The organism is Micromonospora sp. NPDC049679 (assembly GCF_040659735.1).
Taxonomy (GTDB): Bacteria; Actinomycetota; Actinomycetes; order Mycobacteriales; family Micromonosporaceae; genus Micromonospora_I.
Map to the genome: position 1 here is coordinate 13,985 of NZ_JBFANZ010000015.1, position 24,439 is coordinate 38,423.

A 24,439-nucleotide genomic window follows, 5' to 3' on the forward strand; every position below is an offset into this window, starting at 1 on the left:
TGCTGACGAATCAGACACCAGCGGCGCTGCAGGGAGGCAGGACCAGGTGGTCGCAAGGGGTTCGGAGGTACGGCCCACGGCCGGTAGGCACAGCCAGCGGCGCCGTGCCGGACGGCTGGCCGGGCTCGGTGTCGGTGGAGCGGTGCTGCTGGCCCTGCTCGCCGGATGCGATGTCGGTAGCACGTTCCGCGGCTTCGGCTGGCCGGAGCACGGCATCTCGCAGCAGTCCGAGAGGATGTACGACCTGTGGATCGGGTCGACGATCGCGGCGCTCGCGGTCGGCGTCTTCGTGTGGGGTCTGATCTTCTGGTGCATCATCCGCTACCGGCGGCGCGGCGACGAGTTGCCCGTGCAGACCCGGTTCAACATGCCGATGGAGTTCCTCTACACCATCGCGCCGATCCTGGTCGTCGCCGTGCTCTTCTACTACACGGCGATCGTGCAGACCGATGTCGACCGGCTCAGCAAGAACCCGGACGTCACCGTCGAGGTCGTCGCGTTCAAGTGGAACTGGCAGTTCAACTACCGCGACGGCAAGGGCCCGGACGCCAAGAACATCGCCTCGACGCTCGGTTCCTCCGACGTCATCCCGATCCTGGTCGTGCCGACCGGTAAGAAGGTCCGGTTCGAGGAGATCAGCCGCGACGTCATCCATTCGTTCTGGGTGCCGGAGCTGCTCTTCAAGCGCGATGTGTTCCCCGGCAAGACGCGGAACGTCTTCGAGGTCACCATCACCAGCCCCGGCCGGTACGTGGGGCGCTGCGCCGAGCTCTGCGGCACCTACCACTCGATGATGAACTTCGAGATGCGTGCCGTGTCGCCGGAGAAGTACGACCAGTTCCTCGCCGCCAAGCAGGCGGGCAAGTCGACGCAGGACGCGCTGAAGGCGATCGGGGAGGACCCGCTGGCCACCACGACCACGCCGTTCGCGACCAAGCGCGACCTGCAGAACTTCGGCAATGAAAGCGCCACCGGCGCCGGAACCGGAAGGTGAGGACGGGTCATGAAGACTGAATGGCGCTTGTTCGCCGTCGTCGCAGCCTTCCTGTTTGGGATCAGCATCGTCTACACGGTGTGGAACGAGATGTTCTTCCACAACATCGACTGGGTCGGCACCATGGCACTGCTGCTGTCGTGTCTGCTGTGCGCGATGTGCGCCGGGTTCTTCTGGTTCGTGTCGCGCCGTATCGACCCGCGGCCGGAGGACCGGCCGGACGCCGAGATCGCGGAGGGCGCCGGCGAGATCGGCTTCTTCAGCCCGGGCAGCTACTGGCCGTTCGGCATCGCGCTCGCCGCGACGATCGTGGGGCTCGGCCTGGTGTTCTGGCAGATGTGGCTGGTCGGCCTCGGCATTATCGCGGTTATCGCCTCGTCCTCCGCCATGCTCTTCGAGTACTACTCCGGCACCCGCCGGACCGCCGAGCACTGATCCGGTCGGCTCCGCCGCTCCGCTTCACCGCTCTGTTTCGCGCGTAAGCACCTCGCCCGTCGATCAAGGACATATGCGCACGGTTGGATCTCCGATCGTGTGAATACGTCCTTGATCGGCGGGCTTTTCCGTCGCGGCGGATTTCCCCGAGGGCCACGCAAGCTGTCCGTGTGGCGGCCTACGGCTGCCGTAGCGCGGCTGGGCGGGGGCCGCGACTCTCAAGCCGGGAAGCGGGGTCATGGGCGCGCAGAGCCGCTCTGAGGCGGTCGCCGGTCAGGCAGGGCCGCTGCGGCGCGCAACGGCGCAGGTGTCCACCGTGTGGCGCCGCGTCCCGCCGCGTTGGCGCAGGGTCGGAGTCGCCGGACGGCGTCACCGCCGGCGGGAGCGGACCGGCCGCGCGGCGTCACCGCCGGTCGGTCGGACCGACCGCGGGGCGTCCCCGTCGTCGGCGAACCGCTCCCGCACGGACCGCGATGCGAAGATCCGCGCGATCAGGGGTTGTCACCTCCGACGCGCCGCGCGCGCCGGACGTACTTCCTGATGACGCGGATCGTGGAGGGCGGGGTCAGGCGGCACGGCGGTGCCGGGGTGCGACGCGGGGGCCGCGCCGCCGCAACCGGACCCGTGCGGCGACCGGGCCGGTCATGATGGCGCTCCCGCAGCCGGTGCAGGCGAGTTCGGGGCAGTCTTCGTCGTCGTGCCCGTCCTCGCAGGGCGGCGCCTCGAAGAGCATCTCGGTCTCGCAGGCCGCGCAGTGCAGCTCACGGTCTCGCACGGGTGTCTCCTCTTCGTGGAAGCTGGAATTACCCCGTTGTAATTCTCATGCTGCCACGCGCTCCGCGCACGCTGTCGGAGGTGGCCTCCGTGTGGCGCTGAGAGAAGGACCTCGTGAAAAGAGCGTGGCGCCCGCCGAAATCGGCGGGCGCCACGTCAGGGCAGAACTGCTGGTCAGCGGTGTCCGCTGCCGATCTCCTCGCGCTCCTGACCCGACGATACGGGCGGGTGCCCCGGCGAGACCGGCGAGTCGGCCGGCTTCTCGATCGGGTAGAAGAAGCCCTTGATGGCCGGGCCGAGAGCGCCGAGCCGGTTCATCTTCTTCGGTACGGTCCAGCCGATGTACGGCAGGCCGTCGTGGCCGTGTTCGTCGACCCGGCCGAGCGGCTGGTGCACCTCTTCGAAGCGACCGTTCGGCAGCCGGCGGATGATGCCGGTCTCCACGCCGTGTGCCAGCACTTCACGGTCGTGCTGCTGCAGACCGAGGCAGATGCGGTGGGTGATGTAGTAGGCCAGCGGCGGAATGATGATCAGGCCGATTCGACCGGCCCAGGTCATCGCGTTGAGGCTGATCCGCATCTTGTCGGCGATCACGTCGTTGCCGCCCGAGAAGGTCAGCACCACGTAGAACGAGACGGCCATCGCGCCCAGGGCCGTGCGCTCGGGCACGTCGCGGGGGCGCTGCAGGAGGTTGTGGCTCTCCTTGTCCTTGTTCATGCGCGCCTCGACGAACGGGTACCCGAGCGACATCCCGACGAGGATGCCGGGGAGCACCACGGTCGGCCAGAAGATCGGCGGGATGACGTAGCCGTTCCCGATCGGGATGTGCAGTTCCCAGCCGGGCATGAGTCGGGTCGAGCCGTCGAGGAACATCACGTACCAGTCGGGCTGGCTCGCCGCGGAGACCACGGCCGCCTCGTACGGGCCGAAGAGCCAGATCGGGTTGATCTGGAACAGGCCGCCGAGCAGTGCGATCACGCCGAAGACGATCATGAAGTAACCGCCCTGCTTGATCGCGTACCGCGGGAACATCCGCTCGCCCACGACGTTGTCGTTGGTCCGGCCGGGGCCGGGCCACTGGGTGTGCTTCTGTTTGAAGACCAGACCCAGGTGCGCGCCGATCAACGCGAGCAGGGCGGCGGGGATCAGCATCACGTGCGCGATGAAGAAGCGCGAGATGATGATGTCGCCGGGGAACTCGCCACCGAAGATCGACGAGGTCACCCAGGACCCGATCACCGGGATGGAGAGCATGATCGCCGAGGCGATCCGCAGTCCGGTGCCGGAGAGACCGTCGTCCGGGAGCGAGTAGCCGGTGAAGCCGGCGAGGAAGCCGACCCAGAACAGCAGCGAGCCGATGATCCAGTTGGTCTCACGCGGCTTGCGGAACGCGCCGGTGAAGAAGACCCGCAACATGTGGCAGACGATCGACGCCATGAACAGCAGCGCCGCCCAGTGGTGCATCTGCCGCATGATGAGGCCGCCGCGGATGTCGAACGACAGGTCCAGGCTGGACGCGTACGCCGCGGACATGTGGACGCCCCGCAGCGGGGCGTAGCTGCCCTCGTACGTCGTCTCCTTCATCGACGGCTCGAAGAAGATCGTCAGGAAGGTGCCGGTCAGCAGCAGGACGATGAATGAGAAGAGCGCGATCTCGCCGAGCAGGAACGACCAGTGGTCCGGGAAGACCTTGTTGAGCAGCGCCCGGAGGGGCGTCGCGACCTGGAACCGCTCGTCGACCCCCTTCGCCGTGGCGGCGGGCACCGACTTGAGGTCAAATTTCCGGCGCTTCACGGCCGCTCCCAGAAGTCTGGCCCGACGGTCTCCGTGTAATCGGAGCGCGCCACGAAGAAGCCCTCGTCGTCCACCGTGATGGGCAACTGGGGCAGTCGACGGCTGGCGGGGCCGAAGATCGGCCGGGCGTTGTCGGTGATTTGGAACTGCGACTGGTGGCACGGGCAGAGCAGGCGGTTGGTCTGCTGCTCGAAGAGGCTCGCCGGGCAACCGGCGTGGGTGCAGATCTTCGAGTACGCGATGTAGTCGCCGTACATGTAGCCGGCGTTCTTCTCGCGGGCGTTGGCCTGCCGCGCCTTCTCCGCGTCCTCCGGTCGGAGGTGGATGAGGAGCGTGGGGGAGTCGGCGTGCTTGTTGGTCGCGCCGCCGGGGACGCCGGGGAAGACCGTCATCTGACCGCCGGTGCTGACGTCGTCCGGGCGGATCGGCGTGCCGTCCTCGCGGGTGAGGCGGATCAGCTTCTGCCCGCCGCCCTCCTGCTTCGCCGGCGCCCAGGCCGTCGTGAACATCTGGTTGTTCTTGTGCGGCTGGGAGATCAAGCCGCCGACCAGCGGCGCGGCCGCGGCCGCGCCGATCGGGGCGAGCCCGGCCAGCAGCGAGATACCGAGCAGTGGACGACGCTTCACACCCAGCTCGTCGGCCATGTAGGCCATCGTGTTGGCGACGACCTTCTGGTCCTCGTCGCTCGACGGGCCGTCGTGCCGGTCCTGGATGGAGACCTCGCGCGGCAGCAGCTTCTTGCCCCAGGTCAGGATGCCGAAGCCGACGCCGAGCAGGGCCACCCCGAGGGTGAGGCCGAGCAGCGGGGTGTAGAGCTTGTCGGGACCGGCCCCGAACTCGTAGCCCCATGGCCAGGCGATGTAGATCACCAGGAAGGCGGTCCCGGCGAGGCCGGTGAGCAGGAAGAACAGCGCGATCGTCCGGGCCATCCGGCGCTCGGCCTTGCTGCCCGGCTCGAACTGCGGTTCGTAGTGGACGATCTCGATGCCGTCCTGCCGCGCGCCCTCGAGGACGATGTCGAACCGCTTGAGGGTGGGGTCGTTGAGGTCGACCGGCTCCTGCCCGGCTCCGTGAGCCGTCGTGGTACTCATGACTTCCCCGCAATCCAGAGGCTGGCGAAGACCAGCGCCGTGATGCCGACCAGGAAAATCGCCAGGCCCTCGGTGACCGGGCCGTAGCGGCCGAGGTTGAACCCGCCCGAGTCCTTGTCGCCCTTCAGCGTCTCCTGGACGTACGCGATGATGTCGCGCTTCTGCTCCGGTGTCAGCTGGTTGTCGCCGAAGACCGGCATGTTCTGCGGCCCGGTGAGCATGGCGGCGTAGATCTGGCGGTCGCTGGCGGGGCGCAGGCTCGGCGCGTACTTGCCGGAGGAGAGCGCGCCGCCGCTGCCGCCGAAGGCGTGGCAGGAGGAGCAGTTGACCCGGTAGAGCTGTCCGCCCCGGGCGGGGTCGGCGCCCTGCTTCAGGTCCCGGCCGTCGGGCAGCTGCGGGCCGCCGCCGAGCTCCTGGACGTACTGGGCCAGCTGACGGGTCTGCTCGTCGTTGAAGACCGGGGGCTTCCGCTCCGCCTGCGCCTCCTGGCGGGCCATCGGCATGCGTCCGGAGCTCACCTGGAACTCTACGGACGCCGCGCCGACGCCGATCAGGCTCGGGCCGCGGTCCTGGACACCCTGGGCGTTGCGGCCATGGCAGGTGACACAGCTCTGGTCGTACAGCAGCTTGCCCTCCTGGCCCGCGATGGACAGCTGCGGGGTGTCCTGCGCCTGCAGACCCGGCGCGAAGACGGTGTAGGCGCCGCCGGCCAGGGTCAGCGCGGCGAGCAGCCGTGCCGCGGCGCCCAGGCGCCGTCGACCCCGGCTGCGCGGGCCGGACCGCCCGCTGCGGAGCCGCGAGAGCAGGCCGCGTGTGCGGCCGCCTCGCCGGTCGGCGGGGGTGTCAGAAGTCATGGCCTGTCCTTAAACGGTTTCTGGACCTGTTTCAGAGCGGGGTATCGGCGCGAAACGGACGGCGCGATGGTCACCGGAGCCAGTAGATCATGAGGTACAGCCCGACCCACACGACGTCGACGAAGTGCCAGTAGTAGGACACGACGATCGCCGAGGTGGCCTGGGCAGGGGTGAACCGACCCATGGTCGTACGGATCATGAAGATGATGAACGCGATCAGACCGCCGGTCACGTGCAGCGCGTGGAAGCCGGTGGTCAGGTAGAACACCGACCCGTATCCGTCGGCGTTGATCTTCACACCGTGGTGGACCAGCTCGCGGTATTCGTTCAGCTGCCCGAGCACGAAGATCAGGCCCATCACGAACGTGATCGTGAACCAGCGCCGCAGCGCGTGCACGTCACCCTTCTCCGCCGCGAACACGCCGAGCTGGCACGTCACCGAGGACAACACCAGGATCACGGTGAACGTGGTCGCGTACGGGATATTCAGCACAGGGGTGTGTTTCTCCCACTGGCTGTAGTCCGCCGCGCGGATCGAGAAGTACATCGCGAACAACGCCGCGAAGAACATCAGTTCGCTGGAGAGCCATACGATCGTCCCGACGCTGACCATGTTCGGTCGCGTCAGCGAGTGGATCCGGCTCTTGTCAATGGCTGGGGCCGCAGTCACGCCGTCATTATTGCCCCCGATCACGGCCACCGGTCGTCGGGGTGGCCAACCTCGTCGTGTCGCGGCCCGCCTGACTTCGACCAGTTCGACTGTCATAGCCTCGAAGCCGTGTCCCACGTCGATCCGATCTTCACCGTCACCTCGCCGCCGACGCTGGCGTTGGCGGCCGGCGGGGACTCCGTACCGCGGCCGTTCACCGTCTCCGCGATCCTCACCGAGACCCGCCTGGACAATTGGCTCGCGGTGATGTTGGTGCTGGCCGCCGCGATCTACCTCTACGGCGTGCACCGGCTGCGGCTCCGCGGCGACCACTGGCCCGTCTCCCGCACCGTGCTGTTCCTCGGACCCGGTCTGGGCGGGATCGCCGCGGTGACCGTCACCGGCCTGCACGCCTACGACACCGCGCTGCTCTCGGTTCACATGGTCCAGCACATGGTGCTGTCGATGGTCGCCCCGATCTTCCTCGCCCTGGGCGCGCCGGTGACCCTCGCGCTCCGCACGCTCACCGGTGTGCCACGACAGCGGCTGCTCGCCGTCGTGCACAGCAGGTTCGCCAAGGTGCTGGCGTTCCCGCTGGTGGCCTTCACCATCTTCGTGATCAATCCGTTCGTTCTCTACTTCACCGATCTCTACCGGTTGACGCTGGAGAACGCGTTCGCGCACGAGATGATCCACGCGCACTTCATCCTCACCGGCTGCCTGTTCTTCTGGCCGCTGGTCGGGCTGGACCCGCTGCCCGGTCGCTGGCCGTACCCGGCCCGGGCGCTGCTGATGGTGCTCTCAGTGCCGTTCCACACCGTGCTCGGCCTCACCGTCATGCAGAGCACGACGCTCTTCGGCGGCGACTGGTATCCGTCGTTGCGGCTCGGCTGGGCCGACCCGTGGGTCGACCAGGAGGTCGCCGGCGGCATCCTCTGGGCCGGCGGGGAGTTCGTCAGCGTGACGATGCTCGGGGTGCTGGTTCTGCAGTGGATGCGGCAGTCCGAGCGGGAGGCCCGCCGGGTCGACCGCGACCTGGACCGGCAGGAGGCGCGGGAGCGGACGGCCCGGGCGCCGTCCTGACCGCCTGGTCGCCGACCGGTTGTTCCCGCCATGCGGGCGACGCCACCCCCGGAATCCGGCCGGAGCGGGAGTCCCGGCGACCGACCGGTACGATCAGCGAGCAGCTACGACGTGGGAGTCTTCCGACGATGACCGATCGTGTTTACACCGTCCTGCTCTACAGCGACGACCCGCAGGTCCGGGACCGGATGCGGCTCGCCGTCGGCACCCGACCCGCGACTGACATCGTGGTCGAGTTCATGGACTCCGACGACTACGGCCAGTGCGTCCGGCTGATCGACGAATACGAGATCGACCTGGTGCTGCTCGATGGTGAGGCGGCCCCGGCCGGCGGCATCGGCATCGCCCGGCAGATCAAGGACGACCGCGACGACGCCCCGCCGACCTGTGTCGTGATCGCCCGGGCCGCCGACCGGTGGCTCGCCGCGTACGCACAGGTCGACGCCACGCTCATGCACCCCCTCGACCCGGTGACCACCGGTCAGACCGTCGCCGGCCTGCTGCGCGCCCACGCCGGTGGGGCGGTGCCGGCGGCGTAGCCGGCGTGGCAGATCGACGGGGGCCCTCGGACACCGCACTCACCCCCCTCGGGAGGCCCACCATGGGCGAACGGACCTGGCCCAACCTGCTCACCGCGCTGGTGCGGGCGCAGGAACTCTCCACCGCCGACACCGCGTGGGCGATGGGCGAGATCATGTCTGGCTCTGCGACCCCGGCCCAGATCGCCGGCTTCGCCATGGCGCTGCGCGCCAAGGGCGAGACCCCCGCTGAGCTCGCCGGCTTCGTCGAGGCGATGTTGGCCCGGGCGGTCCCGGTCGGGCTGCCCGACCCGCTCCGCGCCGACGCGGTCGACGTGGTCGGCACCGGCGGCGACCGGGCGCACACCGTCAACATCTCCACCATGACCGCGATCGTGCTGGCCGGCGCGGGAGTGCGGGTGGTCAAACACGGTAACCGCGCCGCCTCCTCCTCCTGCGGCGCGGCGGACCTGCTGGAGTTCTTCGGCATCCCGCTCGATCTCGGCCCCGAGGGCGTGGTCCGCTGTGTCAGCGAGGTGGGGATCGGGTTCTGCTTCGCGGCCCGCTTCCACCCCGGCATGCGGCACGCCGCCGTGCCGCGGCGCGAGATCGGCGTACCCACCGCGTTCAACTTCCTCGGTCCGCTGACCAACCCGGCGCGTCCCCGCGCCGCCGCGGTCGGCTGCTTCGACACCCGGATGGCGCCGGTGATGGCGCAGGTGTTCGCGGCGCGCGGCGACTCGGTGCTGGTGATGCGGGGCGAGGACGGCCTCGACGAGTTCAGCACCGCGGCGCCGACGCGGGTCTGGACGGTTCACGAGGGCACGGTGCGCGAATCGGTCGTGGACGCCGCCGACCTGGGGGTGCCCCGCTCGCAGCCGGGTGACCTGCGCGGCGGGGACGCGGCGTTCAACGCCGACGCGGCGCGGCGGCTCTTCGCCGGGGAGACCGGCCCGATCCGCGATGCGGTGCTGGTCAACGCGGGCGCCGCGCTCGCCGCGCACGGCGGTCTCGGCGGCGACCTGCTCGCCTCGATGGGCGCCGGGATGGAGCGCGCGGCCGAGGCGATCGACTCCGGTGCGGCGGCGCGGCTGCTGGAGCGCTGGGTGGAGTTGGCCCGCACGGCCAAGGCCGCCGAATAGGGGTCCGACCGGAATACGCGGCGACCGTCCGACGCGGACTCGGCGCTCGCCGCGTCGGACGGCTGACGCGTCCCGCGACCGTCCTGGTCTGTCCTCGCGGGACGGACTGTCGGACCGCTCCGTAGTAGCGCGATCGGTGGTGAGCGGGGTCAGCGCGCCAGACCGGCGGCGAAGTCGGCGATCCGGGCGGCGAGCGGCACGGAGGCCCGTACCCAGGTGAAGTGGTCCGTGGGCGCGCCGGCCTGCGCCGTGGTGTAGTGCTCGCGCCGTACCGGCGCGGCGGCGAGCTTCGCGCAGAGGTGATCAAGCGTCCGGGGCGGCGTGTACTGATCGTCGTCGACGCTGACCGCGAAGACCGGGGTCAGCACGGTCGCCAGGGCGGCCTCGGCGTCCACCCCGTCAATGGCCGGGAAACGGCCGGTGCGCGCGGCGTAGGCCCAGTCGCGGATCACCCCGCGCGCCTGCCGGCCGCCGAAGCCCCAGCCCGGCCAGACCCGCAGCAGCGCGGCCGTCGCCGCGATGCCCTGGGTGTACGGCAGCACGCCGTAGCCGCGCGGTCCGGGGAAGGCGCGCCAGTAGGGGACGCCGGACGCGACGAGCACCAGTCCGTCGACGGTGCGGTCGCCGGTGAGCGCCAGGTGCAGTGCGGCTGCCTGCCCGCCGAGCGAGTGTCCGAGCAGCAGCGTGCGGCGGCCGTCCCGCTGTGGTTTGACGGCGTCGAGCACCGCGCCGACGTCGGCGACGAGTTCGGCGTAGCCGTATCCGGAGAGCCGGCTTGGTGCGGGCGTGCTGGCGCCGGTGCCACGGAGGTCGGCGACGACGACGGCGAGCCCCGCCGCGCGTAGGGCGGCCGCGAAGGGGCGGTAGTAGCGGGCGGGGACCCCCATCGCGGGGCAGATCACCACGACGGGGGCGTCGGTGACGTCCTCCGGCTCGGGGTAGATCTGGAGTCCGACCTGGTCGCTGCCGCGGTCGACGTACTCCTGCAGGTATTCGGGTGTTGAACTCACACCCAGATGTTACCGGTCGGTAAGTTGCTCAGTCCGCGTTGGAGAGACCGATCGCGAACGCCTCCTCGAGGTCGTGCTGCGAGTAGGCCCGGAACGCGATGTGCGACTCCGTGTTGATCACGCCGGGGACCTTCGAGATGTGCCCCGCGATCACCTCGGCGATCTGGTCGAACTCGCGCACCCGGACCATCGCGATCAGGTCGACGTGGCCGGCCACCGAGTAGACCTCGCTCACGCCGGGAAGGTTGGCCAGCGCCTCGGCCACCTCGGGGATCGAGTCGGTGGCGCAGTCGATCAGCACGATCGCGGTGATCACCTATGGCTCCTCTCGTCGAAGACGTGGCTCATGCTATCCGCGGTCCGGCGGCGACGGTCAGCTCCCGTCCGACCCGCACCGCCGCGGTCACCCGCTCGCCCGGCGCGACCTCGCCGCCGGGCCACACCACCGCGTCGGTCACCGCGCCGTGCACCACCGCGCCGGCCCCGACCACCGCCCGCGTGCACGCGCCGGTGACGGTCGCGTCCGGATGGATCAGACTGCCGCCGCCGGCCGCGTGCAGGTTGGCCGTGAGGTAGTCGGCGGGCGTGCCGGTGTCCAGGAAGGTGCCGCTGAACGGCACGACCTCCAGCGCCCCGGCCGCCTCGGCCGGTCGCCACACCGTACGCACCAGTTCGGCCGGCTCGGCCGGCAGGTCGCGGACGTACCGCCACGGCAGCAGCGAGAAGCCGGCGAACCGGTGCCCGCTGAACGTGCCCGGCTCGTCGTGGTCGAGCGGCACACCGAGCAGGCGTACGGTCTCGCCGTCCCAGCCGGCCAGCAGGCGCGCGATGTCCGCGCCCGGCGCGGCGGTCGGGTCGGCCAGGTAGGCGTCGGCGTTGCCGACCAGCACGCCCCGCCCGTCGATCCACGCGCGCAGCCTGCCCACCCCGCCCGACGTGCCCAGCGGCTGGCCGGGCTCGAGCGACAGGTGGGCCCGCCCCCCGACGTGCGCCACCACCTGATCGCCGAGGTAGCAGGCGTTGACCGCCACCGCACCCGAACCGGCGAAGCCGAGCGCGGCCACCCGGGCCAGTGCCCGGTCCAGCAGGGGTACGTTCCCCACCGGACAGAGCGCCTTGGGTAGCTGCTCGGTCAGCGGTCGCAACCGTCGCCCCTCGCCGGCGGCGAGCACCACGGCACAGATCTCCGGCGACCCGGCCGCGCCTTCGACCGTGCGGACGCCCATCACGCTCCGCCGTGGGCGCCGCCCGCCAACGGGCCGATGCCGTAGCGCGCCAGCAACCTGGCGCTGGCCGTCGTCAGCTGGGGCAGGTGATCGATCGGATGCCAGGCCGCCTCCTGCACCTCGGCGCCGTCGACCACCAGCTCGGTGGTCGACGCCGGCACCTCCACCTCGAACACCATGTCGACCCAGCCCTGGGGGTGCACGATGGCATTCGGCACCGCCGGGCGCAGGTCATCGGGGGACAGGCGGATACCGGTCTCCTCGGCGAGCTCCCGCGCCGCCCCGACGATCGGCGCCTCCCGGCGCTCCAGCAGCCCCGCGGGCAGACCCCAGCCCCGCCGAGCCGGGGGCTGCCGCAGCAGCAGCAGCCGACCCGCCCCCTCGGCCTCCGAATCGCGGACCAGGGCGACCGCGCCGACGACGTACTTGGGGACGGCCAGCCGGACCAGTCGCCGGCGCAGCGGGAACGGGAGCCGGTAGAAGAGGCCGTAGAACAGCGCGCGTACGGGCGAACGGCGGGTGATCACAGAACCAGGCTAGAGGTCGGCGGCACGGCCCGAACAGACGCCTCGTCCCATCGACTCACCCGCGTCGGTCCACCAGGGCGATGAGCTGCTCCACCACCGTGTCCGGCTCGAGCGTCCGATCAACGACCGCGACGAGCATGGTCTCCAGATCCGGATAACCCATCTCCTCGGCGAGCCGCCGCAGCGGCACGTCGCTGGCGAGCCCACGGTCGTGCTTGCGCAGGGTCAGCCCGATCGTCGCCCGGCCGAGCCGTACCTTGTCGGTGATGGTGATGCCGGGCTCCTGCTGCTCGGAGAACCAGCGGTTGATCTGCATCTGCGCGTGCGGTGACTTGACGAAGCCGAGCCACTCCTTGCGGGGGCCGGGCGGCGCCGTGGTCGCGTCGACCTCGGCGTGGCCGTCGTTCTCGGTGAAGATCTCCACGACGTCGCCGTCGTCGAGCTCCGAGGAGAGCGGCGCCAGCCGACCGTTGATCTTCGCCGCGAGGCAGTGGTCGCCCTTCTGCGAACCGAGTTCGTAGGCCAGGTCGACCGGGGTTGAGCCGGCGGGGAGCACGACCGGCCGGCCGTCGGCGAAGACCTGGATCTGCGTCTCGGCGAGGTCGCAGCGCAGCGACTGCAGGAACTGGGTGGCGTCGGAGGTCTCCTGCTCCCAGTCCAGCACCCGGCGCAGCCAGGCGAGTTGGTCGGCGCGCGCCGTCTCCGCGTCCGCGAGCTTGGGAAACCGGAAGTTGGCGGCGATGCCGTACTCCGCGGTGTGGTGCATCGCCTCGGTCCGGATCAGCACCTCCACCGAGTGCTGCTCGGGACCGCTGACGGTGGTGTGCAGCGACCGGTAGAGGTTGTTCTTCGGGGAGGCGATGAAGTCCTTGAACCGGCCGGGCACCGGCCGCCAGATCGCGTGGATCGCGCCGAGCGCGGCGTAACAGTCGGTCTCCGGACCGTCGACGATCACGGCGATGCGGGGGAGGTCGATCGGGACCCGGTAGCCGCCGGCGACCGTGTCCTTCCAGATGGAGTAGTAGTGCCGCGGGCGGGAGGTGACCGTCGCGTCCACCTTGCCGCGCTTGAGGGCGAGCTTGGCCAGCGTCTCCACCTCGGCCAGGTATTCCGCCCACTGTGGCCGCTGATGCACGTGCTCGTCGATGCGCGCGTACTCGTCGGGCTCCAGGTGGTAGAGGACCACGTCGTCGAGTTCGCGCTTGAGCGCCTGGATGCCCAGCCGGTCGCAGAGCGGCACCAGCACCTCGAGCGTGGCGCCGGCGATCCGCGCGCGGGACGCGGGGGAGCGGGCGTCGAGGGTACGCATGTTGTGCAGCCGGTCGGCCAGTTTGATGATCAGCACCCGGACGTCCTTGCCGGCGGCGATGATCATTTTGCGGACCGTCTCGGCCTCGGCCACCTTGCCGTAGAACGCCTTGTCGAACTTGGTCACCCCGTCGACCAGGTGGGCCACCTCGGGGCCGAAGTCGCCGTCGAGCGCCTGCAACGTGTAGCGGGTGTCCTCCACCGTGTCGTGCAGCAGCGCGGCGACCAGCGTCGTGGTGTCCATGCCCAGCTCGGCGCAGATCTGGGCGACCGCCAGGGGATGCGTGATGTAAGGGTGGCCGCTCTTGCGGAACTGCCCGCGGTGCATGCTCTCCGCGATCGCGTAGCCACGCCGCAACACGGACGTGTCGGCGGAGGGGTGGATGCTGCGATGGGTGCGCGCCAGCCGGGTGACCGGGTCGTCGTCGGACATCGGCCACGACAGGAACGATCTCAGCCGGGTGGCGAGCGGGATGTCGGTTGGCTGGTTCGGCAGGGCACGTCCGAGGGCGGCGCCGTGGCCGGCGTCGACATCCACGCGGAGACACCTCCTCACCCATCTCCGGCACCGCGGGGGATCGACGCCGGAGACACACCTCCCGACACGACCGCCGCGGCGAGGGCGCCGGCTGTCAGGACTGGACTTGCCTAACAGCCTAAGTGAGTGGACGTAGTCCGATCGGTCACTTGCTCATGGGCGTTCGGTCGAGTCTTACGCCGACGGTGCCCTCTCCGCCTTGGCCAGCAGATCCCGGAACCGGGCCGCCCCCCGAACGGGTGACGCCCAACCGGAGGACGCCTCGACCAGTCGCGTCTCCGGTCGCTCCAGCCACGACAGGATGCGCTCGGATTCCTCCGCCGAGGCGTTCGGAACCGGGCCGTGGCCCGCGATCACCGTCTCGGCGGTCGCCCGGATCAGGTCGAGGGTCGGGCGGGGATGCACGCGCGGCGGCGACGTGCCCGCCGCCGCGAGGCGGCCGTGCCGGACGATCGCCAGCTCCCAGCCGCCGTCCGCCGCCCGCCGGGCCGCCACCAACTCCTCGATCCCGGTCAACGCGGCCAGCCGCTGCATACGCAGGGTCGCGCGGAGCAGGGCGGCGAGTCGACCGCGGACGGTGGCCGCCTCCTCGTACCGGCACGCCGCGGCGAGCGTCTCGATGCGCGCGAGCAGCGCGTCGACCAGCACCTGCGGATCGCCGACCGTCGCGGTGCGGAACGGCGACGCCGCGCGCTCCGCGTAGTCGTCGACCGAGATCCGGTGCTCGCACGGCGCCGGGCAGCGCCCCAGCTCCGCGAGCGAACAGGCCGGCATCGTCGAGCGCGTCGACAGCCGGTGCGTGCACTGGCGCAGCGGCAGGGCGTCGTGAACACCGGCTGCGGCGAGCTCGGCCGTCCGGCGTGACGTGAACGGCCCGAGATAGCCGTGGTCCTCCGGGGCGAGGGCGCGGACCACGGAGAGCCGGGGATAGGCCTCGGCGGTCAGCTTGAGCCAGACCATCCGCTCCGGGAACTTGGACCGGCGGTTGTACGGCGGAGCGTGGGCGCCGATCAGACGGAGCTCGCGTACCTCTGCTTCCAGCGTGTGCGCGCACTCCACCGCGTCCACCCGCTCCGCCGCGGCGAGCATCTCCGACATCCGGGCGCGCTTTTCGGCCGCGGTGAAGTAGCTGCGCACCCGGGTGGCGATGTCGCCCGACGTGCCGACGTAGAGCGGACGGTCGTCGGCGGCCCGGAAGATGTAGACGCCGGGCGCGTGCGGCAGCCCTTCGGCGAGGTGGCGCTTGCGCCGCTGGGTGGCGGTGACCGCCTTGCTGAACTCGATCGCGTCGCCGAGGGTCTGCACATTGTGCCCGCCGAGCCGGGCGATCAGCCCGTGCAGCACGTCGACGGTGGCCCGGGCGTCGTCGAGCGCGCGGTGGGTGGGCTGGGTGCGGGTCCGGAAGAAGGCGGCGAGCGTGCCGAGCTTGCGGTTGGGCACCTCGTCGCGGGTCAGCACGCGCCGTGCCAGCGCGGCCGTGTCCAGGACGCGCGGGTTGGGCCACGGGTAGCCGTGCCGGGCGCAGGCGGCCTTGAGGAAGCCGACGTCGTACGGGGCGTTGTGCGCGACGAGCACCGCCCCCCGGAGGAACTCCAGGAAGCTGGGGAGCACCTCCTCGATCGGTGGAGCGGGCGCGATCATCGACTGGGTGATGCCGGTCAGCACGGTGATGAACGGCGGGATCGGCTGCCCGGGGTTGACCAGGGTGGCGAGCACGCCCAGCTCCTCGCCGCCGCGGACCTTGACCGCGCCGATCTCGGTGATGCCGCCGCCGTCCGGCGCGCCGCCGGTCGTCTCCAGGTCGACCACCACGAACGTGGTCTCCCGCAGCGACAGCGCGTCGGCGCCGAGCGCGGTGCCGGCCACGCCATCGGCCGGCAGGCCGTCGAGGGTGCCCTGGACATATTCCGGTTGTGCCACGCGGGGCAGGGTAGGGGCCGGGTACGACACTCCATTCGTACGCACCACGCGTGACGATCGGATGTACTTAGAGAGATCATTTCGCCCGTCGGGCGATCGTGGCCGGCCCGGTGGGAGACTTGGCACATGTCCGCTGCGCAGCCCTTTGACGACCGCCTCCCCGAGGAAGCGGTCGACTCCGCGCGCGCCGCGGTCCCGGGCGGGCCGGAGATCGAGCCCGAACCGACGCTCCCGGAGCCGGTCCGGCAGCGCGTCGTGACCCTCACCGCCGCCGCGCTACCCGGCCTGCCCTTCGACGAGCTGCCGGTGCCGCTGCGGCGCGTCGCGAAATTCGCGCCGCACCGACGGGCGCGGCTGGGCGCGCCCGTGATCGCCACCCAGCTCGCCGGTGATCCCCTCTTCCGTCAGCGGGTGAGCGGCCGGGTGCTCGCCGAAGCCGGCGACCTCGGTTCGGCGATCATCGAGGGCGTCTCCCCGGCCGCCGCCGATCCCGTCGACGTCGCGGCGCTGGCCTACCTCGCCCGCCCGCTGGGCTGGCGCGGGCTGGTCGAAGCGGCCGGCGCGGCGGTCCGGGCGGAAGCGGACACCGCCGCCGTCGCCGATCTCGTCCGGGACGCCGAGCAGCGGGCCACCCGGGCCGAGCACGACCGGGCGGTGGCCAAGGTCGAGGCCGACAAGCTCCGCGACGAGCTGGTGCGCGTCCGCGAAGAGCTCGGTCAGCTCCGCGAGGAGAGCCGGGTGGCCGCCAAGGCGCTGCGGGAGAGCCAGGCCAAGGAACGGCGCAACGCCGAACTGCTCGCCACCGAGAAGGGGCGGGCGACCCGGGCGGCGGCCGATCACGACGCCGAGCTGCGGCGGCTGCGCGCGAAGCTGGCCGACGCCGAGGCGGCCGCGGGCACGGTGCGGCACAGCGCCAAGGAGGCGCGGGCGGTCGACGACGCGCGGTTGTGGCTGCTGCTGGAGACGATCGGCCAGGCGGCGGTCGGGCTCCGCCGTGAGCTGGCGCTCGATCCCGCCGACCGGCTCCCCGCCGATTACGTCGCGGAGGTCTTCGCCGATCAGCCCGCTTCCGCCACGGCCGCCCGTGGCCGCGACACCGACGACCCGGTACGCCTGGATGAGCTGCTCGCCCTGCCGCGGGCCCATCTGGTCGTCGACGGCTACAACGTGACCAAGCGTGGCTTCGGGGAGATGTCGCTGGAGCAGCAGCGCAAGCGGCTCATCACCGGACTGGGCGGGATCGCCGCGCAGACCGGCGACGAGGTGACGGTCGTGTTCGATGGCGCGGAGCGGGTGCACGGGCTGCCGCCGGCGCCGCGCGGGGTGCGGGTGCTCTTCTCGCGCAAGGGGGAGACCGCGGATGAGCTGATCCGCCGCCTCGTCCGGGCCGAGCCGTCGGGCCGGCCGATCGTGGTGGTGTCGTCGGATCGCGAGGTCGCCGACGGGGTACGCCGGCACGGGGCGTACCCGATGGGCGCGGATTCCCTCCTCCGCCGCCTAGCCCGCTCCTGACCCTCGTTCGGCCGCCGCCGATCACGGCTTTCCCCGTCGATCAAGGGCGTCTTCACATGGATTGATCTCCGATCGTGTGAACACGTCCTTGATCGGCGGCGAAGTCCTTGATCGACCGTAGCGGGGGGAAGCGCCCGGTCTTGTCGTACCCGTCACCTAGCGTCGATGTGACCGACGGTGGTCGGACCGCGACGTGGCCCGTCCGCCGCGCCGCTGAGGAGGGACGATGCTCATCGACTGCGACAGCTGTGCCGTCCGGGGCGCCGCCTGCGCGGGGTGCGTGATGACCACACTGATCGATATGCCACGGGAGGTGGCCCAACTCGCGCCCGACGAGGTGGCCGCGATGGAGGTCTTCGCCCGCGCCGGGTTGGAGCCGCAACTGCTGAGCCCCGCGCAGCAGGCCGCGCCGCTGCGGCTCGTGCCGCGTCCGCGCCGCCGTCGGCGCGTCGCCTAGCTCCCGACGCGCGGAACGGGGCGCCGGCCACGCCGGGCGCGGGTCGACGCCGCCGCGGTCGACCCGACGAGAGCGACGGGGCGGCGCAGCCGACGGCGGGCGAAGCCCGGGCAATAGGATGGGCGCGCGAACGGGTGGCGGGAGGAGCGGCACGGATGACCCCTCGGACGTGGGCGGCCGTGGCGCTCGGCGGACTCGTCGTGGCGCTGCTGGTCGCGGCGCTTCTGCTCGTGCCGTGGAGCCGGCCCCCCGCGCCCCGCGCCGACCAGCTCGACGCCCTGCGGGATCTACCCCAGCAGGAGGTCGCGCGCGGCCGGGCGTTCCACGCCGCGCTGCGCCCCGGCGGCTACGGTGCGCTGCTGCTCGGGCTCGCGGTGGCGCTCGCACTCGGGCTGACCCCGCTCGGCGCCAAGCTGATCGGGCTCGCCGGCCGCCCCTTCGGCGGTCACTGGATCGCTCAGGCGGTCCTCGGTGGACTGGCGGTCGTGCTCCTCGCCGACCTCCTGACGCTGCCGTTCGCGGCGTGGCGGCACGCCGTCGTCGACCGCTACGGCCTCTCCACGCAGGGCTGGGGCGGATGGGCGACCGACGTGCTCAAGTCGTACGCGATCACCGCCGTGATCGGGGCGGTCGCGCTGTTCGGCTTCTACGCCGTGGTCCGGCTGGCCCCGCGTTGGTGGTGGGCGTTCGGGGCGGCGGGGGCGGCAACCCTGGTGGTCCTTCTCTCCTTCGTTCTGCCGGTGCTGGTCGAACCGGTCTTCAACACGTTCGCCCCGATGGAGCAGGGGCCGCTGCGCACGCAGCTGACGACGCTCGCGGAGCGCGACAACGTCCCCGTTCGCACGGTGCTCGTCGCGGATGCGTCCCGGCGTACCCGCGCCGTCAACGCCTACGTCTCCGGGATCGGACCGACCCGGCGGATCGTCGTCTACGACACGTTGCTGCGCGAGGCGCCCCCGGCCGAGGTGGTCGCGGTGGTCGCGCACGAGCTGGGGCACGCCAAGGACCGTGACGTGGTCAGCGGCACGCTGCTGGGGGCGCTCGGCGCCGCCGCGGCGGTGGTCGCGCTCTATCTGCTCGGTTCCTGGACCGCGCTGTTGCGGGCCGCCGGCGTCGAATCGATCGCGGAGCCGCGCGCGTTCGCTCTGATCGTCGCGGTGGTCACCGTCGCCGGCCTCGTCTCGGCGCCGCTGCAGGCCTTCGTCTCCCGCCAGGTCGAGACGCGGGCCGACGCGCACGCGCTCGCGTTGACCGGCGACCCGGTCGGGTTCGAGGAGATGCAGCGCCGGCTCGGCACGCTCAACCTCAGCGACCCCGACCCGCCCCGCTGGGAATACCTCTACTCGGCCACCCATCCCTCCACGGTGGAACGGATGGCGGCGGCCCGGGCCTACGCGCGGGAGACCGGACGATGAGCCGCACCCTGTTGGTGACCAACGACTTCCCGCCGCGTCCGGGCGGGATCCAGTCGTTCGTGCACAATCTCGCGGTACGCCAGCCGGCCGGCTCGATCGTCGTCTACGCCTCGACCTGGCAGGGCGCGGAGAAGTTCGACGCGGACCAGCCCTTCGAGGTGATCCGGGAGAACACGAAGGTTCTGCTGCCCACGCCGGCGGTCGCCCGCCGGGCCGCGCGGCTGGCGCGCGAGCATGGCTGCGACACGGTGTGGTTCGGCGCGGCCGCTCCGCTGGGGCTGCTCGCCGACGGGCTGCGCCGGCGGGCCGGCATCACCCGCGCGGTCGCGCAGACCCACGGACACGAAGTGGGGTGGGCGGCGCTGCCGGGTGCGCGGGCGGCGCTGCGGCGCATCGGGCGCGGCGTCGACGTCGTCACGTACCTCGGCGAATACACCCGCAGCCGGCTGGATCGCGCGCTGCACGGACTGACCGATCTGCAACGGCTGGCGCCCGGGGTGGATGTCGACGCCTACCACCCGGAGATCGACGGCGCGCAGGTGCGGGCGCGGCACGCCCTCACCGGCCGGCCCGTGGTGGTCTGCGTCTCGCGTCTCGTGCCGCGTAAGGGGCAGGACGCGCTGATCCGCGCGCTCCCCGTGATCCGGCGCCGGGTGCCCGACGCGGCGCTGCTCGTCGTCGGTGGCGGGCCCTACCGGGCGACGCTGCAGCGGCTCGCCCGGGACGCGGGGGTGGCCGACCACGTGATCTTCACGGGCTCGGTGCCGTGGGCCGACCTCCCCGCCCACTACGCGGCCGGCGACGTCTACGCGATGCCCTGCCGCACCCGTAACCGCGGTCTCGATGTCGAGGGGCTCGGCATCGTCTACCTGGAGGCGTCGGCGACCGGGCTGCCGGTGGTGGCGGGCGACTCCGGGGGCGCGCCGGACGCGGTGCGGGAGGGGGAGACGGGCTACGTGGTCAATGGCCGGGACGAGGCCCAACTCGCCGACCGGGTGGCGACCGTGCTGGCCGACCCGGAGCTGGCCCGACGGATGGGGGCCGCCGGGCGGGCCTGGGTGGAGCGCGAGTGGCGCTGGGAGACCCAGGCCGCCCGGATGACGCACCTGCTCGCCGGCGCGGACACGCCCTAGCCCAGCAGCGCCGCGATCTGCGCCGACGGTCCGGGGCGGCCGAAGTGCCAGCCCTGCGCCGCCTCGCAGCCGATCGCGCGTAGCCGTTCGGCCTGGCGTGCCGTCTCGACCCCTTCCGCCGTGACGGTCAGCTCCAGGGTGTGGGCGAGGGAGACCAGAGCGGCCAGGATCCGCTCGTCGGTCCGGCTGGCCGAGTCGGACGCGGTCCGCAGCCCGGACACGAACGACCCGGCGACCTTCAACTCGCCGACCGGCAGCGAGCGCAGGTAGGAGAGGTTGGAGTAGCCGGTGCCGAAATCGTCGATCGCGATGCGGATGCCGAGGTCGGCGAGGCGGCGCAGCGCGTACACGGGTTGGTCCGCGGCGCTCATCAGCGCGCTTTCGGTGATCTCCAGCTGAAGCCGGTGCGGGGGAAGCCCGGTCTGTTCGAGCAGCGCGGTCACCTCGTCGACCAGGCCGGGGTCATGGACCTGGCGGACCGCGAGGTTGACGCTGACGAAGGGGGCGTCCGGGTTGAGATGGAGCCACTCCCGCGCCTGGCGGCACGCCTCGGCGAGCACCCAGGAGCCGAGCCGGACGATCAGGCCGGTCTCCTCGGCCAGGCCGATGAATTGGTCGGGGCCGAGCACGCCGAGGCCGGGATGGCGCCACCGGACCAGCGCCTCGACGCCGAGCAGGGCGCCGGTCTGCAGCGAGACCAGCGGCTGGTAGTCCACATAGAACTCGCGGCGGTCGAGCGCGCCGGGCATGGCGGCGGAGAGCGCGTAACGGGTGAGCTCGCGTTCGTTGTGCTCCGGGTCGAACAGCGCCCACCGCCCCTTGCCGGACGACTTCGCCCAGTGCAGCGTGATGTCGGCGGCCCGCATCAGCTCGCTGGGGGTCGTGCCGATGACGGCGCGTTCGACGATGCCGATGCTGGCCGAGACGGTGAGCTCGTGCCCGTCGACCACGGCCATGGTGCCGATCGCCGCCAGCGCGGCGTCGGCGACCTTGAGCGCGTCGTCGGTGCAGCTGGTCTCCTCGATCAGAATCACGAACTCGTCGCCGCCCAGCCGGGCGACCAGGTGATCGCCCACGCTGCGCCGCAACCGGTCGGCGACCGATATGAGCAGCAGGTCGCCGACCTGATGCCCCAGCGTGTCGTTGATCATTTTGAATCCGTCGAGGTCGACGAAGCAGAGACCGAGCCGCCGGGGCTCGGAGCCGGGCCGGTCGAGCGCCGCGCTGAGCCGTTCGGTGAAGAGCGTGCGGTTGGGTAGATCGGTCAGCGGATCATGGGTGGCCTGATGCCGGAAGCGCGCCTCGCTCTCCCGCAACGCCAGCTCGGCCTGCTCGCGCGCGACCATCGCGGCCCGCCGGATGGTCTCCTGCTCGTCGAGGGTGCGGTCGCGCAGGGCGCGGGCGTAGCCGGCGGCGACCGCGCCGAGCAGCCGGGCCATCCGGTCCGGCAGGTCGGTGCCGGACAGGTCGAGGTCGCGGAGCAGTCGCAGGTCGATCATCTCGAGCGTGCGGCCGAGCCCCTCGGCCGAGGCGATATGGGCCGCGACCAGGTCGGCGCCGACCTGCTGTCCGGCCCGGAGGCTGAACGGCTCGGTCTGCAACGCCCCGGCGAGGCGCGTGGTCAGCGCGCCGAGAAACGCCTCCAACTGGGCCGGCGTCATCGGCAGGTAGCTGGTGCCGCTCACCGCCTTGGCCCAGGCCCGGGCGAAGGCCGCCACGCCGGGTCGCTCACCGCGGCTCGTACGGGATTGCCCGATCGTCGCGGTGGATCCGATCGTCGCCAGCGGCGCTGGGGAGCCGTCGCCCTCGTCAGCCACCGAGCCGTCCCACTCCACCGATGAAGACCGCCCGCTCGGCGTCCTCGGCGCTCTCCGGGGAGTCTGGGCGCCACTGCGGCACCCAGACCAGGCCCGGTTCGATCAGCTCGAAGCCGTCGAAGAGCCGGGTGAGCTCGGCGCGGCTGCGGACGTTGAGCGGGTTGTCGGTCCGCTGGTAGACGTGCTCGGCCTCCTGGCGCTCGTCGGCGCGGCGCCCGTCGTCGCTGGCCTGGGAGAGGACGAGGTAGCTGCCCGGCGCGAGCGCGTCCCGGAGGGTCGCGATGATCCCGGACGGGTCGTCGGAGTCCGGGACGAAATGCAGCACCGCCACGATCATCACCGCGATCGGCTTGTCGAAGTCGAGCAGCTTGCGCACGTCCGGACGGTCGAGGATCCGCGCCGGGTTGCGGAGATCCTCCTGCAGCACAGTGGCCCGTTCGTTGCCGGCGAGGATCTGCCGGCTGTGCGCGACGGCGACCGGGTCGACGTCGATGTAGACGACCCGGGCGTCCGGGGCGGCCTGCTGGGCGATCTCGTGGACATTGCCGACGGTGGGGATGCCGGAGCCGATGTCCAGGAACTGCCGTACGCCGGAATCGATCAGGAATTGCACGGCGCGGCGCAGGAACGCGCGGTTGGCCTGGGCCATGAGCGGCGCCTCCGGCACCGCGGCGATCATCGCCTGCGCCGCCGCCCGGTCGACGGCGAAGTTGTGCGACCCGCCCAGGTAGTAGTCGTACATCCGGGCCACGCTGGGCCGCTCGATGTCGATGCTCTCCGGTGCCCAGTCGGGCCGTGGCATAGCTTGCTCCTTTTTGTTGAGATTGCTATGTTTCATCGCTCGGCTCACGCTCGTAGGTATTGTGCCCGGCCCGTGCCCGGGTATCCAGACCGCGCGATATGCGGTACCTATGCCCCGCAGAGCCAACCGGGGAGTTTGCCGAACGGGCGTCCGCCGTCGCCGTCCCGTGGATGGGAGCGCGCGATGGTCAATGGGCCGTCGGCGTGGCACCGTGTATATCGTGCAAACCTCCGATTTGACCGGGCTGCTCGTCGCAGTGCTGGTCCTGGCCGGCGCGACCGCGTACGGCCTGTGGCGCCGTGGCCGTGCCGGCCGTCTGCGCCCGGTCGCCGCCGCCGCGGATCGCGACCCGGCGGTGAGCTCCGACACTCTCGCCCACGACACCGGGCAGCACGTGGACCCCGTCCTGCTCGCGGGGCTCGGGGTCGAGCCGGGCGCGCCGGTGACCCTGCTGCAGTTCTCCTCGGCGTTCTGCGCGCCGTGCCGCGCCACGCGTCGCGTGCTCACCGAGGTGAGCGGGGTGCTCGACGGCGTACGGCATGTCGAGATCGACGCGGAGAGCCACCTCGACGCGGTCCGCGCCCTGGACGTGTGGAAGACGCCGACCGTGCTGGTGATCGACCATCGGGGTCGGGTCGTCCAGCGGGCGACCGGCGTACCGGCGAAGGCGCAGGTGATCGCCGCTGTGGCGCCCCTGTTAACGGGGGTCCGACCATGACCCGGCAGCATGATGTGCCCGCGACCCAACTGGATCCGCGCCGGTGCGACCCGACCGGCTGACATCCTCGGCCCGGTTCTGCTGATCCGGCGGCGCGCGGTCGACCACTGTCGACCGTCGCCCAGCCGCTGACACCGACCGCGCCCCACCCGCACAGCCCTCGGCGGCGCGACCGCCCGTACCCCACAGAGGTTGTCATGCTGCTCGACCCGCGTGGCCCGCGTTTCGCCGCGGCGCTCACATCCGTCGTATTCTTCGCGGTCCTGGTCACCGGCTCCGGCTGGCTCGCGCTCGCCCAGGCGGTCGTCTTCGCCATCGGTGCGGTGGACCCGCGATGGGGACCGTACGCGCTGCTCTTCCGGGCGCTCGTGGCGCCGCGCCTGGGGCGCCCGACCGAGCTGGAACCGGCGGCGCCGGTGCGCTTCGCCCAACTGCTGGGGCTGTTCTTCGCGCTCGCCGCGGCGGCGGCCTACCTGTCCGGCGTCGAGGTGGCCGGGATGGTGCTGGCCGCCGGGGGACTGGTCGCGGCCTTCCTCAACTCGGCCTTCGGCCTCTGCCTCGGATGCGAGGGCTATCTGGCGGTGCGGCGGCTGACCGGTCGTCCGATGGCCGCGCGCGTGCCGGCCACCGGCAAGGGCATCCCCGGCAGCGCCGGGGGCGAGGCGTGAGCAGTCGGGCCGGTCGGTGAACCGGCCGTGATCACGGAGTGGGGGAGCCGGCGG

General features: G+C 71.6%; 24 protein-coding genes. 11 read left to right on the forward strand and 13 right to left on the reverse strand.

Annotated features, from left to right (window positions below):
- Positions 1-46 precede the first annotated feature (46 nt).
- Positions 47-994: a cytochrome c oxidase subunit II gene (gene coxB, locus AB0J06_RS12230; RefSeq protein WP_357427573.1), complete on the forward strand. Its 948-nt coding sequence runs from the start codon at positions 47-49 to the stop codon at positions 992-994.
- A gap of 9 nt (positions 995-1,003) precedes the next feature.
- Positions 1,004-1,429, forward strand: a complete 426-nt coding sequence (locus AB0J06_RS12235; protein WP_357427575.1) for a cytochrome c oxidase subunit 4 — start codon at positions 1,004-1,006, stop codon at positions 1,427-1,429.
- Between the two features lie 565 nt (positions 1,430-1,994).
- Here the strand turns inward: AB0J06_RS12235 and AB0J06_RS12240 are convergent.
- From AB0J06_RS12240 to AB0J06_RS12260, 5 genes are all read right to left on the reverse strand, one after another.
- The gene (locus AB0J06_RS12240; RefSeq protein ID WP_357427577.1) at positions 1,995-2,204 is read right to left on the reverse strand and encodes a hypothetical protein; all 210 of its coding nucleotides are present in this window, start codon (positions 2,202-2,204) and stop codon (positions 1,995-1,997) included.
- Between the two features lie 173 nt (positions 2,205-2,377).
- The gene (locus AB0J06_RS12245) at positions 2,378-3,997 is read right to left on the reverse strand and encodes a ubiquinol-cytochrome c reductase cytochrome b subunit (protein ID WP_357427579.1); all 1,620 of its coding nucleotides are present in this window, start codon (positions 3,995-3,997) and stop codon (positions 2,378-2,380) included.
- Positions 3,994-5,088, reverse strand: coding sequence for a Rieske 2Fe-2S domain-containing protein (locus AB0J06_RS12250; protein WP_357427581.1), 1,095 nt, complete (start codon positions 5,086-5,088; stop codon positions 3,994-3,996). Before AB0J06_RS12250 ends, AB0J06_RS12245 begins: the two co-directional genes overlap by 4 nt.
- Entirely contained in the window at positions 5,085-5,942 is an 858-nt protein-coding gene (locus AB0J06_RS12255) for a cytochrome c (protein ID WP_357427583.1), read from the reverse strand. Before AB0J06_RS12255 ends, AB0J06_RS12250 begins: the two co-directional genes overlap by 4 nt.
- 70 nt (positions 5,943-6,012) lie before the next feature.
- Positions 6,013-6,612 carry a heme-copper oxidase subunit III gene (locus AB0J06_RS12260; RefSeq protein WP_357427585.1) on the reverse strand — a complete coding sequence of 200 codons (600 nt, stop codon included), beginning with the start codon at positions 6,610-6,612 and terminating at the stop codon, positions 6,013-6,015.
- A gap of 126 nt (positions 6,613-6,738) precedes the next feature.
- Here AB0J06_RS12260 and AB0J06_RS12265 point away from each other — a divergent pair, with 126 nt between their 5' ends.
- The 3 genes from AB0J06_RS12265 (at position 6,739) to trpD (ending at position 9,334) form a co-directional block, all read left to right on the forward strand.
- Positions 6,739-7,674, forward strand: coding sequence for a cytochrome c oxidase assembly protein (locus AB0J06_RS12265; protein WP_357427767.1), 936 nt, complete (start codon positions 6,739-6,741; stop codon positions 7,672-7,674).
- Between the two features lie 128 nt (positions 7,675-7,802).
- Entirely contained in the window at positions 7,803-8,213 is a 411-nt protein-coding gene (locus tag AB0J06_RS12270) for a hypothetical protein (protein WP_357427587.1), read from the forward strand.
- Between the two features lie 62 nt (positions 8,214-8,275).
- Positions 8,276-9,334, forward strand: coding sequence for an anthranilate phosphoribosyltransferase (gene trpD, locus AB0J06_RS12275; RefSeq protein ID WP_357427588.1), 1,059 nt, complete (start codon positions 8,276-8,278; stop codon positions 9,332-9,334).
- Between the two features lie 149 nt (positions 9,335-9,483).
- On the opposite strand, the gene AB0J06_RS12280 is transcribed toward trpD, so the two are convergent.
- From AB0J06_RS12280 to AB0J06_RS12305, 6 genes are all read right to left on the reverse strand, one after another.
- On the reverse strand, positions 9,484-10,344 hold the full coding sequence (locus AB0J06_RS12280) for an alpha/beta fold hydrolase (RefSeq protein ID WP_357427590.1): 861 nt from the start codon (positions 10,342-10,344) through the stop codon (positions 9,484-9,486).
- Between the two features lie 28 nt (positions 10,345-10,372).
- Positions 10,373-10,660 carry an Lrp/AsnC ligand binding domain-containing protein gene (locus tag AB0J06_RS12285; protein WP_357427592.1) on the reverse strand — a complete coding sequence of 96 codons (288 nt, stop codon included), beginning with the start codon at positions 10,658-10,660 and terminating at the stop codon, positions 10,373-10,375.
- A 28-nt stretch (positions 10,661-10,688) separates the two neighbouring features.
- Positions 10,689-11,570 (reverse strand): NTP transferase domain-containing protein, encoded by an 882-nt coding sequence (locus AB0J06_RS12290; protein WP_357427594.1) that lies wholly within the window; start codon positions 11,568-11,570, stop codon positions 10,689-10,691.
- Complete coding sequence (locus tag AB0J06_RS12295; protein ID WP_357427769.1) at positions 11,570-12,094, reverse strand: NUDIX hydrolase; 525 nt, start codon at positions 12,092-12,094, stop codon at positions 11,570-11,572. Before AB0J06_RS12295 ends, AB0J06_RS12290 begins: the two co-directional genes overlap by 1 nt.
- Before the next feature lie 58 nt (positions 12,095-12,152).
- The gene (locus AB0J06_RS12300) at positions 12,153-13,943 is read right to left on the reverse strand and encodes an HD domain-containing protein (RefSeq protein ID WP_357427596.1); all 1,791 of its coding nucleotides are present in this window, start codon (positions 13,941-13,943) and stop codon (positions 12,153-12,155) included.
- A gap of 174 nt (positions 13,944-14,117) precedes the next feature.
- Complete coding sequence (locus AB0J06_RS12305) at positions 14,118-15,863, reverse strand: DEDD exonuclease domain-containing protein (protein ID WP_357427598.1); 1,746 nt, start codon at positions 15,861-15,863, stop codon at positions 14,118-14,120.
- 126 nt (positions 15,864-15,989) lie between these two features.
- Between AB0J06_RS12305 and AB0J06_RS12310 the strand changes: the two genes are divergently transcribed.
- The 4 genes from AB0J06_RS12310 (at position 15,990) to AB0J06_RS12325 (ending at position 20,380) form a co-directional block, all read left to right on the forward strand.
- Complete coding sequence (locus tag AB0J06_RS12310) at positions 15,990-17,375, forward strand: NYN domain-containing protein (protein WP_357427599.1); 1,386 nt, start codon at positions 15,990-15,992, stop codon at positions 17,373-17,375.
- A 226-nt stretch (positions 17,376-17,601) separates the two neighbouring features.
- Positions 17,602-17,832 (forward strand): hypothetical protein, encoded by a 231-nt coding sequence (locus AB0J06_RS12315; RefSeq protein WP_357427601.1) that lies wholly within the window; start codon positions 17,602-17,604, stop codon positions 17,830-17,832.
- Between the two features lie 155 nt (positions 17,833-17,987).
- Entirely contained in the window at positions 17,988-19,247 is a 1,260-nt protein-coding gene (locus AB0J06_RS12320; protein ID WP_357427603.1) for a M48 family metallopeptidase, read from the forward strand.
- Positions 19,244-20,380 carry a glycosyltransferase family 4 protein gene (locus tag AB0J06_RS12325; protein WP_357427605.1) on the forward strand — a complete coding sequence of 379 codons (1,137 nt, stop codon included), beginning with the start codon at positions 19,244-19,246 and terminating at the stop codon, positions 20,378-20,380. The genes AB0J06_RS12320 and AB0J06_RS12325 overlap by 4 nt, the downstream gene beginning before the upstream one ends.
- Here the strand turns inward: AB0J06_RS12325 and AB0J06_RS12330 are convergent.
- On the reverse strand, positions 20,377-22,041 hold the full coding sequence (locus AB0J06_RS12330) for a bifunctional diguanylate cyclase/phosphodiesterase (RefSeq protein ID WP_357427771.1): 1,665 nt from the start codon (positions 22,039-22,041) through the stop codon (positions 20,377-20,379). The two genes, AB0J06_RS12325 and AB0J06_RS12330, sit on opposite strands and share 4 nt — an antisense overlap.
- A 148-nt stretch (positions 22,042-22,189) precedes the next feature.
- The gene (locus tag AB0J06_RS12335) at positions 22,190-22,999 is read right to left on the reverse strand and encodes an SAM-dependent methyltransferase (RefSeq protein ID WP_357427607.1); all 810 of its coding nucleotides are present in this window, start codon (positions 22,997-22,999) and stop codon (positions 22,190-22,192) included.
- Positions 23,000-23,219: 220 nt separating this feature from the next.
- Between AB0J06_RS12335 and AB0J06_RS12340 the strand changes: the two genes are divergently transcribed.
- On the forward strand, positions 23,220-23,717 hold the full coding sequence (locus tag AB0J06_RS12340) for a thioredoxin family protein (RefSeq protein WP_357427609.1): 498 nt from the start codon (positions 23,220-23,222) through the stop codon (positions 23,715-23,717).
- 197 nt (positions 23,718-23,914) lie between these two features.
- On the forward strand, positions 23,915-24,385 hold the full coding sequence (locus tag AB0J06_RS12345; protein WP_357427611.1) for a DUF4395 domain-containing protein: 471 nt from the start codon (positions 23,915-23,917) through the stop codon (positions 24,383-24,385).
- Positions 24,386-24,439: the final 54 nt, after the last annotated feature.

Excerpts from the sequence above, each read along its gene's own strand:
- AB0J06_RS12320 (WP_357427603.1), top strand. The coding sequence starts at position 17,988 with ATGACCCCTCGGACGTGGGCGGCCGTGGCGCTCGGCGGACTCGTCGTG.
- AB0J06_RS12290 (WP_357427594.1), bottom strand. The coding sequence starts at position 11,570 with ATGGGCGTCCGCACGGTCGAAGGCGCGGCCGGGTCGCCGGAGATCTGT.
- AB0J06_RS12235 (WP_357427575.1), top strand. The coding sequence starts at position 1,004 with ATGAAGACTGAATGGCGCTTGTTCGCCGTCGTCGCAGCCTTCCTGTTT.
- AB0J06_RS12345 (WP_357427611.1), top strand. The coding sequence starts at position 23,915 with ATGCTGCTCGACCCGCGTGGCCCGCGTTTCGCCGCGGCGCTCACATCC.
- trpD (WP_357427588.1), top strand. The coding sequence starts at position 8,276 with ATGGGCGAACGGACCTGGCCCAACCTGCTCACCGCGCTGGTGCGGGCG.
- AB0J06_RS12270 (WP_357427587.1), top strand. The coding sequence starts at position 7,803 with ATGACCGATCGTGTTTACACCGTCCTGCTCTACAGCGACGACCCGCAG.
- AB0J06_RS12310 (WP_357427599.1), top strand. The coding sequence starts at position 15,990 with ATGTCCGCTGCGCAGCCCTTTGACGACCGCCTCCCCGAGGAAGCGGTC.
- AB0J06_RS12335 (WP_357427607.1), bottom strand. The coding sequence starts at position 22,999 with ATGCCACGGCCCGACTGGGCACCGGAGAGCATCGACATCGAGCGGCCC.
- AB0J06_RS12250 (WP_357427581.1), bottom strand. The coding sequence starts at position 5,088 with ATGAGTACCACGACGGCTCACGGAGCCGGGCAGGAGCCGGTCGACCTC.
- AB0J06_RS12330 (WP_357427771.1), bottom strand. The coding sequence starts at position 22,041 with ATGACGCCGGCCCAGTTGGAGGCGTTTCTCGGCGCGCTGACCACGCGC.
- AB0J06_RS12255 (WP_357427583.1), bottom strand. The coding sequence starts at position 5,942 with ATGACTTCTGACACCCCCGCCGACCGGCGAGGCGGCCGCACACGCGGC.
- AB0J06_RS12315 (WP_357427601.1), top strand. The coding sequence starts at position 17,602 with ATGCTCATCGACTGCGACAGCTGTGCCGTCCGGGGCGCCGCCTGCGCG.
- AB0J06_RS12325 (WP_357427605.1), top strand. The coding sequence starts at position 19,244 with ATGAGCCGCACCCTGTTGGTGACCAACGACTTCCCGCCGCGTCCGGGC.